We start from the raw sequence: 14,470 nt of genomic DNA, 5'->3' as shown, positions 1-14,470 counted from the left end.
CCCATGCTGGGACCATCGGCCCATATCGACACCTTCACCCGCGACAACCTGCCGCCGCCCGATCTTTGGCCGGAGATTCGACTGGCGGGTTTCGATTATCCCGAGCGGTTGAACGTGGCCCAAGAATTGACCGACGCGATGGTCGAGAAAGGCTTTGGGGACCACACGGCGCTGATCGGCAACGGCCGCATCCGGACCTACAAGGAGCTTGCCGACTGGTCGGGGCGGATCGCTCATGCACTGGTCGAGGATTATGGAGTAAAGCCCGGGAATCGCGTTCTGATCCGGTCGGCCAACAACCCAGCCATGGTGGCCTGCTGGCTGGCCGCCACCAAGGCGGGCGCGGTCGTCGTGAACACGATGCCCATGCTGCGTGCGGGGGAGCTCTCGAAGATCGTCGACAAGGCCGAGATCGGGCTCGCGCTCTGCGACACGCGGTTGATGGACGAAATCGTGGCCTGCGCGAAGGGGTCGAAATTCCTCAAGAAGGTCGTCGGTTTCGATGGTACGGCGAATCACGACGCCGAGCTCGACCGGGTTGCGCTGCAGAAGCCGGTGCATTTCGACGCGGTGGAGACCGGACGCGACGATGTGGCGCTCCTGGGCTTCACGTCCGGCACGACGGGGGAGCCCAAGGCCACGATGCATTTCCACCGCGACCTGATGATCATCGCGGACGGCTACGCGAAGGAGGTGCTGAACGTCACGCCCGACGACGTCTTCGTCGGTTCGCCGCCCTTGGCATTCACCTTCGGGCTAGGCGGGCTCGCTGTCTTTCCATTGCGCTTCGGTGCGGCGGCGGCACTTCTGGAGACCGCCTCGCCGCCCAACCTGATCTCCATCATCCAACAGTTGAAGGCGACGGTTTGCTTCACGGCGCCAACGGCTTACCGGGTGATGTTGAAAGCGATGGACGAGGGCGCGGACCTCTCTTCGCTGCGCGCCGCCGTCAGTGCGGGTGAAACCTTGCCGGCGCCGGTCTACGAGGAATGGATCGCGAAGACCGGCAAGCCGATGCTTGACGGGATCGGCGCGACCGAGATGCTCCATATCTTCATCACCAATCGCTTTGACGATCACCGCCCGGCCTCGACCGGCAAGCCGGTGACGGGTTACGAGGCGAAGGTGGTGGACGAGGAGGGCCGCGAATGCCCGTGCGGCACGCCGGGGCGGCTGGCCGTGAAGGGCCCGACGGGGTGCCGCTATCTCGCCGACGAGCGACAGAAATCGTATGTCCGAAGCGGCTGGAACATCACCGGCGACACGTTCGTGCAGACCGAGGACGGCTATTTCCACTTCGCCGCGCGCAACGACGACATCATCGTGTCCTCGGGCTACAACATCGCGGGGCCGGAGGTGGAGGCGGCACTTCTCGCCCATGACGACGTCCTGGAATGCGCTGTCGTCGGCGCGCCGGACGAGACGCGGGGAGAGGTCGTCGAGGCGCATGTGGTTCTGGCCGAGGGCGTGAAGCCGGATGGGGCGACCGTTTTCAGGCTGCAGGAGCATGTGAAGCGGTCGATCGCGCCCTACAAGTATCCGCGCCGCATCGTCTTCACCGGCGCGCTGCCCAAGACCCCGACCGGCAAGATCCAGCGCTTCAGGCTGAGGCAAAAGCATTGAGACGGCCCGGGAAAGGGCTGGACGCGCGCCGTCAAACGCGCAGAAATGACAGCAATCAGAACAGGGAGATAGACATGCATCTGAAACGTACCCTCATGGCCGGGATCGCCGCCGTGGCGCTCGCCGGCGCAGCCTCCGCCGAAGGCGTGAAGGTCGGGATGATCACGACGCTCTCGGGCGGCGGTGCGGGGCTCGGCATCGACGTGCGCGACGGGTTCCAGCTCGCGCTCAAGATGGCGGGCGACGCCGGGGCGGAGGTCGAGCTGATCGTCGAGGATGACCAGCAGAAGCCCGACATCGCGGTCCAGCTTGCCGACAAGATGATCCAGTCCGACCAGGTCGACGTTCTGACCGGCATCATCTGGTCGAACCTCGCGATGGCCGTGGTGCCCGCCGCCGTGGCGCAGGGCAAGTTCTATCTCTCGCCCAATGCCGGCCCCTCGGCCCTTGCGGGCGCGGGCTGCGACAAGAACTACTTCAACGTCGCCTGGCAGAACGACAACCTGCACGAAGCGGCCGGGGCCTACGCGAATTCAGCGGGTTACAAGAACTCCTTCATGCTCGCGCCGAACTATCCGGCGGGCACGGACGCGATCGCCGGCTACAAGCGGTTCTACGATGGCGAGGCGGCGGGCGAGGTCTACACGCAGCTCGGCCAGACCGACTACGCCGCAGAGATCGCGCAGGTCCGCGCCTCTGGCGCAGATTCCGTGTTTTTCTTCCTGCCGGGCGGGATGGGCATCGCATTCATGAAGCAATACGCTGAGTCGGGCGTCGGTATTCCGCTCGTCGGCCCGGCCTTCTCCTTCGATCAGGGCATCCTTCAGGCGGTGGGCGACGCGGCACTCGGCGTCAAGAACACCTCGCAGTGGAACAAGGACATCGACAACGAAGCCAACAAGGCCTTCGTCGAGGCGTTCCAGTCGGAATACGGCCGGCTGCCCTCGCTCTATGCGAGCCAGGGATACGACACGGCGAACCTGATCCTTTCGGCGATGGCCAAGGCGGACGTGGCCGATCAGGACGCCTTCCGCGCCGCGTTGGAGGAGGCCGATTTCGCCTCGGTGCGCGGTGATTTCAGGTTCGGCCCGAACCACCATCCCATCCAGGACATCTACGTCCGCGAGGTGGTGAAAGAGGGCGACGTCTTCACCAACAAGATCATCGGCGTGGCGCTCGAGGACCATGCAGATGCCTACGCGGCCGAATGCAAGATGTGACTAGGCGGGGCCGGGGCGTGACCCCCGGCCCGACCTCTGGAGAATTCGTGGCGTGATGCTTTTGGCCGAGCAGGTCCTGAATGGCCTGCAATACGGGATGATGCTGTTTCTCATGGCCGCCGGGCTGACTTTGGTCTTCGGCGTGATGGGGCTCATCAACCTCGCGCATGGCTCGCTCTACATGGCGGGCGCCTTCGCTTGCGCGGCGGTGGCTGCAGTGACCGGCTCCTTCTGGGTCGGCCTCGCGGCGAGCCTTGCCGCCGCCGCCGGACTTGGCGCGCTCGTTGAGATCGTCGTCATCCGCCGCCTCTACGCGCGCGACCATCTCGACCAGGTGCTGGCCACCTTCGCGCTGATCCTCGTCTTTTCCGAGGGTACAAGGTGGCTCTTTGGCTCCTTTCCCCTCTATCTGTCGCTGCCGCCGGTCCTGTCAGGCGCGGTGACGCTTCCCGGCGGGCTCGTCTATCCGGCTTTCCGGCTCGCGATCATCGTGATCGGGGCGGCCATCGCCGTCGGCCTCTTCTGGCTCATCGGCCGCACCCGCCTTGGTATCCGCATCCGCGCGGGCGAGGCGGATCGGGAGATGATCGCGGCGCTCGGCGTCGATATCGCGAAGCTCTACACGATGGTCTTCGCCCTCGGCGCCGCCCTCGCGGGCCTCGCGGGTGCGCTTGTCGGCTCGGTCCAGTCGGTGCAGGTCGGGATGGGAGAGCCGGTGCTGATCCTCGCCTTCGTGGTGATCGTCATCGGCGGTATCGGTTCGATTAAGGGCGCTCTCGTCGGGGCGCTTCTCGTGGGCATGACCGACACGCTCGGCAAGGCGCTGCTGCCCACATTCTTCGCCCGTTTCATGGACGCGTCCAGCGCGACCTCGGTCGGCTCCGCGCTGGCGTCCATGCTGATCTACGTGCTCATGGCCCTCGTCCTCGTCGTCAGACCGACGGGTCTCTACGGGGCGCGGATATGAAGCTCGCCGGCGCCCTTCCGAACACCGCGATCTTCGCCGCGCTGGTCGCGGTCGCGGTGATCGCCGATGCGACCGGCAACCCCTACATCGTCACGCTCGCCACCCGTGTCGCGATCCTTGGCCTGGCGGGCGTCGGTCTCAACCTCGCGCTCGGCTATGGCGGACTCGTCTCGTTTGGGCATGCCGCCTTCTTCGGGATCGGCGGATACGTGACGGCCATCCTCGCGAGCCATGCCGCGAGCGGCACTCCCGTCGCGACCTTCCCATTCACGATGACGGGCACGAACGAGATGTTGGCGATCTGGCCCTTCGCGATCCTCGTCTCCGGCCTCGCGGCGCTGGTGATCGGGGCGCTCTCCTTACGCACCACCGGCGTCTACTTCATCATGGTGACGCTCGCCTTCGCGCAGATGCTCTACTATTTCGCCGTCTCGTGGCCCGCCTATGGCGGCGAGGACGGGCTGTCGTTCTACGTCCGCAACAGCTTTCCCGGCGCGAACACCTTCGCGCCCTTGCAGTTTTTTGCGATCTGCGCCGCGGCGCTCTGCGTGACGATGATCCTTGTCGCGCTCCTGACGCAGTCGCGCTTCGGCCTCGCGCTGAGGGCCGCGAAACAGAACGAGACGCGCGTCATTGCGTCTGGCATCAAGCCCTTCGCGGTCCGTCTCACGGCCTTCGTGCTGTCGGGCATGGTCGCGGGGCTGGCCGGGGCGCTCTTTGCCGATCTCAACCGCTTCGTGAGCCCCGCGATGCTGAGCTGGCACATGTCGGGCGAGATCATGGTCTTCGTGATCCTCGGCGGCGTCGGGCGGCTGGCCGGGCCGATCGCGGGAGCAGCGGTGTTCATCGCGCTCGAGTACCTTCTGGGCCCCGTCAGCGACCATTGGCAGGCACTGCTGGGCCTGATGCTGATCCTCATCGTCCTCTTCGCGCCGAAAGGGCTCATGGGGCTCGCGCTCGGAAGGCGGGGCCATGTCTGAGCCGATCCTGATCCTGCGCGGTCTCACGAAGAGCTTCGGCGCGCTGAAGGCGACCGACGACGTGTCGCTTGACCTGAGGCCGGGGGAGATCCACGCGCTGATCGGGCCGAACGGGGCGGGCAAGTCAACGCTCATCAAAGAGATCGCAGGAGAGCTGCGCCCGGATGCCGGCACGATCACCTTCGAGGGCCAGCCGATCGACGGGCTCGGCCCCGCCGAGCGCGCCCGGCTCGGCCTCGCGCGGAGCTTTCAGGTGTCCTCGGTGGTCCCGGACTTCACGGTCCTCGAGAACACCATGCTGGCCGTTCAAGGGGCGTCGGGCGCGACCTTCCGCTTCTTCCGGCCGGCGCTCTCGGACCGTAGCCTGACTGACCCTGCACTCTTCCACATCCATCAGGCCGGGCTTGACGGACGGGAAGGCGTCAGCGCCGCCGCGCTAGCCCATGGTGAGCGGCGGCGGCTGGAGATCGCCATGGCGCTCGCCATGCGCCCGCGCGCCTTTCTGCTCGATGAACCGATGGCCGGGATGGGGGCGGAAGGCGCGCGCGACCTGACCGCGATCCTCGCCGAGCTGAAATCCGAAGCGCCGATCCTGCTGGTCGAGCACGACATGGATGCGGTCTTCGCGCTCGCTGACCGCATCTCGGTTCTCGTTTATGGAAAGGTTATCGCGACCGGCACGGTGGACGCGATTCGCGCCAATGATGAGGTGCGCCGCTCCTACCTCGGGGAAGACGCATGACCGTGCTGCTGGAGCTCGACGGGGTGCGGGCCGCCTACGGGCCCGTGCAGGCGCTGTTCAGCATCGACCTGGCGTTGGCCGAGGGCGAGGTGCTGGCGCTGCTCGGGCGCAATGGCATGGGCAAGACCACGACCGTGCGCACGATCATGCGGATGCTTCCGCTCGCCGGAGGACGGGTCAGTTTCGCCGGGCAGGACATTTCGCGCCTGCCGTCGCACCGCGCCGCGCAGCTTGGACTTGGCCTCGTGCCTGAAGGCCGCCGCTGCTTCGCACCCCTGACCGTGTCCGAAAACCTGTCGGTCGCCGCGCGGCCGGGCGAGTGGACGCTGCCCCGCGTCCTCGAGCTTTTTCCGCGTCTCGGCGAACGGATGGGGCAGCCGGCGCGCACGCTCTCGGGCGGCGAGCAGCAGATGCTCGCCATCGCCAGGGCGCTTCTGACGAACCCGAGGGCGCTCATCCTTGACGAGGCGACCGAGGGCCTTGCCCCGGTCGTCCGGGCCGAGATCTGGGCGGCGATCCGGGCGCTCAAGGGGAAGGGGATCTCGATCCTCGTCATCGACAAGTCGCTGAAGGACCTTCGGACAGTCGCCGACCGCGCCGCCATCGTGGAACGCGGCCGGACCGTCTGGCACGGCGCCATGGCGGATATGGGCGAAGATGCCGTCGCGCGCCATCTCGGCGTGTAGTGGGTCAATCGAGAGCTTCTGCTGCTGCCCCGCGCGCTCGACGCTCTCAGGTCGGCCACAGCCACCAGAGATAGGCGACGTAGCCCACCAGCAATCCGGAACCCTCGCGGCGGGAGATTTTCAGCCCGGTATGGGCGACCGCGATGAGCGCCAGCGAGCCCAGGATCATCACCGGGATGTCGAACCGGATGATCTGTTGCGGAACATCGGTCGGAGCGATCAGCGCAGTGACCCCGCCGATCCCGAGGATGTTGTAGATGTTCGATCCGATGATGTTGCCGAAAGCCACGTCGCTTTGGCGACGGATCGCGGCGACGACCGAGGTCACGAGTTCGGGCATCGATGTGCCAACCGCGACGATCGTCAGGCCGATAACCGTCTCGGAAATCTCTTTCGAGCGCGCGAGCGCGACCGCGCCATCGACGAGAAAGCCGCCGCCGACTATCACCAGGACGAGTCCTGCGAGGGCCGTTGCCAGAGAGAGCCACAGATTGGGTTTCGTTTTATCGAGAGGCATAATCGCGGGGTCGACGCCCTCGAGCGCCATGGCCTTTTCGTACACGGCGCCGTGCTCGGCTGCGGCCGAGGCGGTTTCCGTTCGGAACGCATAGAAGATGTAGAGCGCCAGCCCCAGAACGAAGGCGAGTCCGACCCCGCGCGTGATCGGAAACGCTGCGGCCAGCACGGCAAATACCAGTGCTACGGCCAACATCACGCCGCCGTCCCGCTTCAGCGCTCCCGACGTTACCGCCATGGGAGTGAGCAGCGCCGAAATTCCCACGATCAGCAGAATGTTCGCGATGTTGGAACCGACGATATTGCCGTATGCGATGCCCGGCGATCCGGCCAAGGCGGCCCTGACTGATGTCACGAGCTCCGGCGTGGATGTGCCGAAGCCGACGAGAGTGAGGCCGATGACGAGCGGCGAGACGCCGAGCCGTTCGGCGACGCGCACAGCGCCCCGCACGAGCAATTCGCCGCCGAAGATCAAGAACAGAAATCCGCCGAACAGCGGAAGCCAGATGTCGGTCACGATGGGTGCCTTCGATGTTTGAATCCCCGCCGTCGGATGAGCGGCCGAGGCGCCTGTAGTCTCTGTCTCACGTTCCTGTTTTGGTGCATCGTTTCCCGCATGGTGGGGCGGTGCGGCACAACATGAGACTGCCTTCCTCGCTTTTTCAAGGAGCAGGAGTGGCATTTCCGTTTCTTGGGCACGGATATTCCTCGCGCGGAGCAATGCCCCGCTCGGATGGGCGAGATGTCGCAATCGGACAAGACGCTCGCCATGCGCGCTGAAAGCGTGGCCGGGAAGGGAGATGCCGATGGATCAGACGCACCGACGCAAGGGGCGCGCCGCCCGGCGGACCGAACCGCCGGCGCGGGTGGTGAATTACCGCCGCCTTCGACATCCCTTCGCGCCCCAGAAGGTGCTGACCGATGATGCCGTCGCGCGGATGCACGAGATGGCGCTGAAGGTGCTGGAGGATCTCGGCCTGCGTGTGCTTCTGCCCGAAGCGCGGCGGCTCTACGCGGCGGGCGGCGCCATCGTCGACGAAGACACCGAAATGGTCCGCGTCGGCCGCGATATCGTGATGGCCGCCGTTGCCACGGCGCCGAAGTCGATCCGCCTGCGCGCGGTCAATCCCGACCGCGAACTTTCCTACGAAGACGGCGCGATGATCTTCTCGCCCGCCGGCGGCTGCCCGAACGCGACCGACCGGATCCGCGGCCGCCGCTCCGGCGACCTCGCCACGTTCGAGGAGACGTTGAAGCTTCACCAGAGCTTCGACGTGATCCACAAGCTCGGCCCCTCGGCCGAGCCGCAGGACGTGCCCGCGAACCTTCGGCACTACGCGATGATGCGGGGCCAGCTCACGCTGTCGGATAAGCCGGTCTTCGTCTATGCGAGGGGCCGGGGCCAGGTCGAGGACAGTTTCGAGATCATCCGCCTTGCCAACGGCCTTTCGGAGGCCGATTTCACCGACGGCAGCTGGTGCACGACGGTCATCAACACCAACTCTCCCCGCCAGATCGACAAGCCGATGGCCGAGGGCATCATCGACTTCGCCCGCGCCGGGCAGATGTCGATCATCACGCCCTTCTGCCTCGCCGGCGCGATGGCCCCGGTGACGGTCGAGGGCGCACTAGTCCTGCAACATGCCGAATGCCTGGCCGGGATAACGCTCGCCCAGCTTGCCAAGCCCGGCGCGCCTGTCAGCTACGGTGGTTTTTCCTCGAATGTCGACATGAAGTCCGGCGCCCCCGCCTTCGGCACGCCCACGCATATCCGGATGGCGATCAGCACCGGCCAGCTTGCCCGCCATGTCGGCCTGCCCTGGCGCTCGGCCGCCGGTTCCGCGGCGAACGTGGCCGACATGCAGGCGGCGGGCGAGAACCACATGGGACTCTGGGCGAACCTCCTCGCGAACGCGACGCTGACCATCCATTCGGCGGGCTGGCTCGAAGGCGGGCTCACTTTCGGCTACGAGAAGTTCATCAACGACATCGAGGCGCTTCAGACACTCGCCGAACTTTGCACGCCGCTCGCTTCTCCGCAGGAGGAACTCGCCTGGGACGCGATCGCCGATGTCCAGCCCGGCGGGCATTTTTTTGCCACCGGCCACACGATGGAGCGTTTCGACAGTGCCTTCTACGCGCCCCTGGTCGCGGACCTCTCGAACTTCGGCACGTGGGAGGCCGCTGGCGCGCGGACTGCGACGGAGCGCGCGACGGCGATCTGGCAGCGGCTGCTCGCCGGGTTCTGCGCGCCCGAGGGTTCAGCCGAGCGCGGCGCGCGGATCGCCGATTTCATTGCCCGCCGCTCGACCGAAGGCGGCGCGGCTCCGCGCGGCTGATTTGCGGTCCCGCGAGGCTTGACTTTCACGCCTCTCTGCCCGATAAGCCCGCATCCCGGCGGGTCTCTGGCCCGGCCGGGATTCTAAATTTTGGAAATGACGCGCCCGGAAGGGCGCGCGCTGCCCGAGGCGGGACGATCCCGAAACGCCGGTCAAACCGGGGCCACAGGGCGCGGCAATGAAGAAGGAAAGACCCATGTTCGCGGTCCTCAAGACCGGTGGCAAGCAGTACAAGGTTCAGGCGGGCGACGTGCTCCGCGTGGAACGACTGGCCGCCGACGCTGGCGAAAAAGTCCAGTTCAACGACATCTTGATGCTCGGCGGCGACAAGCCCGCGCTCGGCACCCCGCTCGTTAAGGGCGCCGCCGTGCAGGCCGAGGTCATCGACGAGATCAAGGCCGACAAGGTCACCACCTTCGTCAAGCGCCGCCGCAAGCATTCGTCGAAGCGCACCCGCGGCCACCGTCAGAAGCTCACGCTTCTGCGCGTTACCGACATCCTGGCCTCGGGCGCGGAAAAGTCGGGCGTGAAGGAAGCGATCGGCACCGCCGTCGCCCGCATCGCTGCGCACAATGCCGGCGGTGAAGCCGCCAAGCCGGGCAAGAAAGCGGCAGCGCCCGCCAAGAAGGACGCCGCGCCCGCGAAGGCAGAAAAGCCCGCCGCGAAGGCTGAGAAGCCCGCGAAGGCCGAAAAGCCGGCGAAAGCCACCACTGCCGCCGACGATCTCAAAGAGCTCTCTGGTGTCGGCCCGGCGCTCGAGAAGAAGCTCAACGAGGCTGGCGTCACCTCGTTCGCCCAGATCGCCGCCTGGACCGACGCCGACGTGGCCGAGTTCGACGAGAAGCTGTCGTTCAAGGGCCGGATCGAGCGCGAAGGCTGGATCGAACAGGCGAAGACACTCGCCGCTGAGAAGGAGTAAGACCCCATGGCACACAAGAAAGCAGGCGGTTCCTCCCGCAACGGCCGCGATTCGGCCGGCCGTCGTCTCGGCGTGAAGCTCTTCGGTGGCCAGAGCGCGGTCCCCGGCGCGATCATCGTGCGCCAGCGTGGCACGACCTGGTGGCCGGGCGAAGGCGTCGGCATGGGCCGCGACCACACGATCTTCGCGACCGCAGAAGGCCGCGTGGCCTTCAAGAAGGGCCTCAAGGGTCGAACCTACATCTCGGTTCTTCCTGTAGCGGAAGCAGCCGAGTAAGCTGGACTTTTGCAGTCGGATTGCAGGAGGGGACCGGCGGAAGCGCCGGTCCCCTTTCTCTTTCCCGGGCGGGAATTCGCCACCGACCGGTCGAGATCAGGCAAATGTCAGCAAGGACGACGACGGAGTGAACGCGGCCTGCTTGATCCGGCCATTCTCGCGCCCCATTTCGGACGTATCAGGCAGGGAGGCGCCAGAAGGGCCGGCAAGGCCGGGTGCCGGCGGAGGGTACGGTCGGTAGGGGGCCACACCCATCGCCATGCGTTTCGAGGAGGGAAGGCATGATTCAGGAATCTATCGTTGTTCAGCCCGCTCTGGCGGCTGAACGGTTTGTATTGCGCCCCTTGCGGCGGTCGGATGCAGGGCTGATCTCGCTTCACACGTCCGAACGGCGATTGGCCGAGGCCACGCGGGCGATCCCGCATCCGCTGCCCCCCGGTGCGACGGAGGCCTTCATTGCCCGCGCGCTCGCGGAGGACCGGAACGAGGATGTCTGGGTGCTCGACGGATCCGAACGCGGCCACGCCGAGGTCCTCGGCCTCGTGAGTCTCACCCGCATGGAGCGCGAGCAGAGCGAGATCACCTACTGGGTTGCACCCGCCTTCTGGAACACGGGCTACGCGTCCGAGGCCGTCCGCGCGATCGTCGAGGCCAATCCGCACCGGGCGCGCACGCTCTTCGCCGAGGTCTTCCAGGACAATCCCGGCTCGGCCCGGGTGCTGACGAATTGCGGCTTCGAATATCTCGGCGACGCCGAGGCCTATTCGGTCGCCCGCGCCGCCACCGTGCCGACCTGGACCTATCTGCGCCGGACGGACTGACACCCATGCCCTCCCGCTCTGTGATCAAGACGGCGCGGCTCACCCTGCGCCCTCCGGTTGCCGAAGACGAGGCGGATGTTGTCGCTGCCCTGAACGGGCAGGGCGTAGCGCGCTGGCTGACGCGCGTTCCCCGTCCCTATGGCACGTCGGATTTCCGCACTTTCCTGCCCGCTGCCCGGCCAGGTGCGGTCTGGGCCATCGTCGATGCCAAAGGTTTCTCCGGCATGATCGGCCTCAATCCCGGCCTTGGATTTTGGCTCGCCTCGCATGCCCGGGGCAGAGGCTATGCGACCGAGGCTGCCCGGGCGGTGCTCGCCGCGCAATTCGCCGATCGTACCGCCGGTCCCGTCCGCTCGGGCCATCTCGACGGCAACACCGCCGCGGCGGGCGTGCTCCGCAAGCTTGGCTTCCGGCCCGACGGCTTCCGGATCGTCCGCGTCGCGGCGCGGGCGGGAGAAAGCGTGCGTCTCCGCTCGTTCGCCCTTTCGCGCGCCGACTGGCTCGCCGCCAATCCGCTCGAGATCGAAACCGCACGGCTCATGCTGAAGCCTCTCGATCCCGACCGCGACTGGCGCGATCTGTCGCGGATCGGCGGCGACCCGAGGGTTGCGCCCATGCTTCGCTGGGCGCTTTCGCCCTGGCCCGAAACCGAAGTGCGTCGCTGGGTGAACCTCTCTCGCTGGCGCGGCCATCCCGGTTTCCGGCTCGGCGTCTTTGTGAAGGACGGGCCGCTGATCGGGGTCGTCGGTCTGTTTCCTGATCCGGCCAACGTGATGTACTTCCTCGATCCCGGCCACTGGGGCCGGGGCTGCATGACGGAAGCGCTGCGCGCGTTCCTCGACTGGGCGGTCACGTGTTTCGACCTGACCGAGATCGAGGCCGACCATTTCGCCGACAACCCGGCCTCGGGCCGCGTCCTCGAAAAGCTCGGTTTCGCCCGAACCGGGACCGGAACGGGCACCTCCGCCGCGCGGCCCGGCCCGGCGCCGAACGTCCTCTGGCACCTGACCGTGCCACCTTCTTCTGCTTGAAGATACTCCGGGAGGGGCCCGGGAGGGCAGCGCCCTGCCGGCGGGTCGGCCCGCCGCAGGCGGGGCGAAACCGGCGTCCCGCGCGAGATCCGCCCCGCGCGTTATGCCAGGCCCTTGCGATACGTTTCGCCGGCGTTTTGCCGACCTGCCGGGCCCTTGCGAAAATCCCCGCCACCGACTATCGCCTGTCCGACCCTAGGAAAGCGCCGGCCATGAAGTTCCTCGACCTCGCAAAAGTCTATATCCGCTCCGGCGGCGGCGGCGCGGGCTGCGTTTCGTTCCGGCGCGAGAAGTTCATCGAGTTCGGCGGTCCAGACGGCGGCGATGGCGGCACCGGCGGCTCGGTCTGGGCCGAGGCGGTCGACGGACTGAATACACTCATCGATTTCCGCTACCAGCAGCACTTCTTCGCCAAGAGCGGACAGCCCGGCATGGGCAGCCAGAGAACCGGAAAGTCGGGTGAAGACATCGTTCTAAAGGTGCCCGTTGGCACGGAAATTCTCGACGAGGACGAAGAGACGCTGATCGCCGATCTGACCGAGGTCGGACAGCGCGTGCTGCTCGCCAAGGGCGGCAATGGCGGCTTCGGCAACCTGCAGTTCAAGAGTTCAACCAACCGTGCGCCCTCGCGCGCCAATCCGGGCCAGGAAGGTGTCGAACGCACGATCTGGCTGCGCCTGAAGCTCATCGCGGATGCGGGTCTTGTGGGCCTGCCGAACGCCGGCAAATCGACCTTCCTCGCCGCCGTCTCGAACGCGCGGCCAAAGATCGCGGACTATCCGTTCACCACTCTGGTCCCCAATCTCGGCGTCGTGGGCGTGGATGGCCGTGAGTTCGTCATGGCAGATATTCCGGGTCTGATCGAGGGCGCGTCAGAAGGCCGAGGTCTCGGCGACCAGTTCCTCGGTCATGTCGAGCGCTGCGCGGTTCTCCTGCATCTCGTAGACGGCACTTCGCCAACGATCGCAAAGGATTACCGGACGATCGTGACAGAGCTTGAAGCCTATTCCGAGGCGCTTGCGGCCAAGCCCCGGATCACCGCGCTCAATAAGATCGATGCTCTCGACGCCGGGACGCTCGCGGGCCGCAAGCGCAGTCTCGAAAGGGCCGTGGGCGGGCCGGTGCATCTGATGTCCGGCGTGTCTGGACAAGGTGTGCAGGAGGTGTTGCGCGCGCTCTGGGCGGTGATCGGACTGACGCGGACCCGGTCCGAATCCAAGGCTGCTAAATGGGAGCCGTGACGCCCGATATCGCCGCCGCGCGGCGGCTCGTCGTCAAGATCGGCTCGGCGCTTCTCGTCGACGCGGCGGGCGGTCTCAGGCGCGATTGGCTCGCCGGGCTGGCCGAGGATGTCGCCGCCGCAAAGGCGCGCGGCTCGGACGTGATCCTCGTCTCCTCTGGCTCCATCGCGCTTGGCCGCGGCGTGCTTCGCCTTCCGGCGGGCGCGCTCGGCCTCGACCAGAGCCAGGCGGCGGCCTCGGTCGGCCAGATCCGGCTCGCCCGCGCCTATGAGGAGGTCCTCGCGCCGCACGGGCTGACGGCTGGGCAGGTGCTCGTCACGCTCGAGGATACCGAAGACCGGCGCCGCTACCTCAATTCTCGCGCGACGATGGAGACGCTTTTGGGGCTCGGCGTCGTGCCGATCGTGAACGAAAACGACACGGTGGCGACCGACGAGATCCGGTTCGGCGACAATGACCGGCTGGCCGCCCAGATCGCGGTTACGATCGGCGCCGACCAGCTCGTGCTTCTTTCCGATGTGGACGGGTTCTACTCGGCCAATCCGAAAGAGAGTTCCGACGCGACGCGCTTTGATGTCATCGGCAAGATTACACCGGAGATCGAGGCCATGGCGGGCGATGCCGGGTCGGGCCTGTCGAGGGGCGGCATGAAAACGAAGCTCATGGCCGCCAAGACCGCGGTGGCGGGCGGCTGTGCGATGGCGATCACGGAGGGTTCTGTCCTGCGGCCGCTGAGCGCACTTCAGCGCGGCGGCGTGTGCACCTGGTTCCTGCCGCAGGGCGATCCGCACGCCGCCCGCAAGCGCTGGATCGCGGCGATGAAACCAAGGGGGGAGCTTGCGCTCGATGCGGGCGCTGTGGCGGCGCTTGGGCACGGCAAGTCGCTTCTGCCCGCCGGCGTGACGGCGGTGACGGGCAGGTTCGAGCGCGGCGATCCGGTGGCGATCCTCGCCCCCGGCGGCGCGGCTTTGGCCAAGGGGCTGGTGCGCTATTCGGCGGCCGAGGCGAAGGCCATCGCCGGTCGCCGTTCGGGTGACATTCCGGGCATACTCGGCTATGCCGGGCGGGGACCGATGGTGCACCGCGACGACATGGTGCTCTGAGACATG

The 14,470-nt window shown here is 66.8% G+C and carries 14 protein-coding genes; 13 read left to right on the top strand and 1 reads right to left on the bottom strand.

What is annotated here, in order from left to right; genetic code table 11:
- The first annotated feature begins 3 nt into the window (after positions 1–3).
- The 6 genes from DEA8626_RS09540 to DEA8626_RS09515 all read left to right on the top strand — a co-directional run bounded on the left by DEA8626_RS09540 (position 4) and on the right by DEA8626_RS09515 (position 6,218).
- Positions 4–1,623 carry an AMP-binding protein gene (locus tag DEA8626_RS09540; RefSeq protein ID WP_108852728.1) on the top strand — a complete coding sequence of 540 codons (1,620 nt, stop codon included), beginning with the start codon at positions 4–6 and terminating at the stop codon, positions 1,621–1,623.
- 74 nt (positions 1,624–1,697) lie between these two features.
- A complete protein-coding gene (locus DEA8626_RS09535; protein ID WP_108852727.1) occupies positions 1,698–2,843 on the top strand; it encodes an ABC transporter substrate-binding protein in 1,146 nt (381 codons plus the stop codon).
- A 55-nt stretch (positions 2,844–2,898) separates the two neighbouring features.
- Complete coding sequence (locus DEA8626_RS09530; protein ID WP_108852726.1) at positions 2,899–3,810, top strand: branched-chain amino acid ABC transporter permease; 912 nt, start codon at positions 2,899–2,901, stop codon at positions 3,808–3,810.
- Complete coding sequence (locus DEA8626_RS09525; protein WP_108852725.1) at positions 3,807–4,790, top strand: branched-chain amino acid ABC transporter permease; 984 nt, start codon at positions 3,807–3,809, stop codon at positions 4,788–4,790. The genes DEA8626_RS09530 and DEA8626_RS09525 overlap by 4 nt, the downstream gene beginning before the upstream one ends.
- Positions 4,783–5,532: an ABC transporter ATP-binding protein gene (locus tag DEA8626_RS09520; protein WP_108852724.1), complete on the top strand. Its 750-nt coding sequence runs from the start codon at positions 4,783–4,785 to the stop codon at positions 5,530–5,532. Before DEA8626_RS09525 ends, DEA8626_RS09520 begins: the two co-directional genes overlap by 8 nt.
- The gene (locus tag DEA8626_RS09515; RefSeq protein WP_108852723.1) at positions 5,529–6,218 is read left to right on the top strand and encodes an ABC transporter ATP-binding protein; all 690 of its coding nucleotides are present in this window, start codon (positions 5,529–5,531) and stop codon (positions 6,216–6,218) included. Before DEA8626_RS09520 ends, DEA8626_RS09515 begins: the two co-directional genes overlap by 4 nt.
- 46 nt (positions 6,219–6,264) lie before the next feature.
- On the opposite strand, the gene DEA8626_RS09510 is transcribed toward DEA8626_RS09515, so the two are convergent.
- The gene (locus DEA8626_RS09510; RefSeq protein WP_108852722.1) at positions 6,265–7,251 is read right to left on the bottom strand and encodes a calcium/sodium antiporter; all 987 of its coding nucleotides are present in this window, start codon (positions 7,249–7,251) and stop codon (positions 6,265–6,267) included.
- A gap of 289 nt (positions 7,252–7,540) precedes the next feature.
- Here DEA8626_RS09510 and DEA8626_RS09505 point away from each other — a divergent pair, with 289 nt between their 5' ends.
- From DEA8626_RS09505 to proB, 7 genes are all read left to right on the top strand, one after another.
- The gene (locus DEA8626_RS09505; RefSeq protein ID WP_108853407.1) at positions 7,541–9,073 is read left to right on the top strand and encodes a trimethylamine methyltransferase family protein; all 1,533 of its coding nucleotides are present in this window, start codon (positions 7,541–7,543) and stop codon (positions 9,071–9,073) included.
- A 196-nt stretch (positions 9,074–9,269) separates the two neighbouring features.
- Positions 9,270–9,992 carry a 50S ribosomal protein L21 gene (locus tag DEA8626_RS09500; protein WP_108852721.1) on the top strand — a complete coding sequence of 241 codons (723 nt, stop codon included), beginning with the start codon at positions 9,270–9,272 and terminating at the stop codon, positions 9,990–9,992.
- A 6-nt stretch (positions 9,993–9,998) separates the two neighbouring features.
- Entirely contained in the window at positions 9,999–10,268 is a 270-nt protein-coding gene (rpmA, locus tag DEA8626_RS09495; protein WP_108852720.1) for a 50S ribosomal protein L27, read from the top strand.
- A 281-nt stretch (positions 10,269–10,549) separates the two neighbouring features.
- Complete coding sequence (locus DEA8626_RS09490) at positions 10,550–11,089, top strand: GNAT family N-acetyltransferase (RefSeq protein ID WP_108852719.1); 540 nt, start codon at positions 10,550–10,552, stop codon at positions 11,087–11,089.
- A 5-nt stretch (positions 11,090–11,094) separates the two neighbouring features.
- Positions 11,095–12,120: a GNAT family N-acetyltransferase gene (locus DEA8626_RS09485; protein ID WP_108852718.1), complete on the top strand. Its 1,026-nt coding sequence runs from the start codon at positions 11,095–11,097 to the stop codon at positions 12,118–12,120.
- 212 nt (positions 12,121–12,332) lie between these two features.
- Positions 12,333–13,361, top strand: coding sequence for a GTPase ObgE (gene obgE, locus DEA8626_RS09480; RefSeq protein WP_108852717.1), 1,029 nt, complete (start codon positions 12,333–12,335; stop codon positions 13,359–13,361).
- The gene (gene proB, locus DEA8626_RS09475) at positions 13,349–14,464 is read left to right on the top strand and encodes a glutamate 5-kinase (RefSeq protein ID WP_108852716.1); all 1,116 of its coding nucleotides are present in this window, start codon (positions 13,349–13,351) and stop codon (positions 14,462–14,464) included. Before obgE ends, proB begins: the two co-directional genes overlap by 13 nt.
- Positions 14,465–14,470: the final 6 nt, after the last annotated feature.

Origin of the sequence: Defluviimonas aquaemixtae (assembly GCF_900302475.1) — a bacterium.
GTDB lineage: Bacteria > Pseudomonadota > Alphaproteobacteria > Rhodobacterales > Rhodobacteraceae > Albidovulum > Albidovulum aquaemixtae.
The sequence above is the reverse complement of the archived record's forward strand: the minus strand, read 5'-3'. Positions and strand labels throughout refer to the sequence as shown.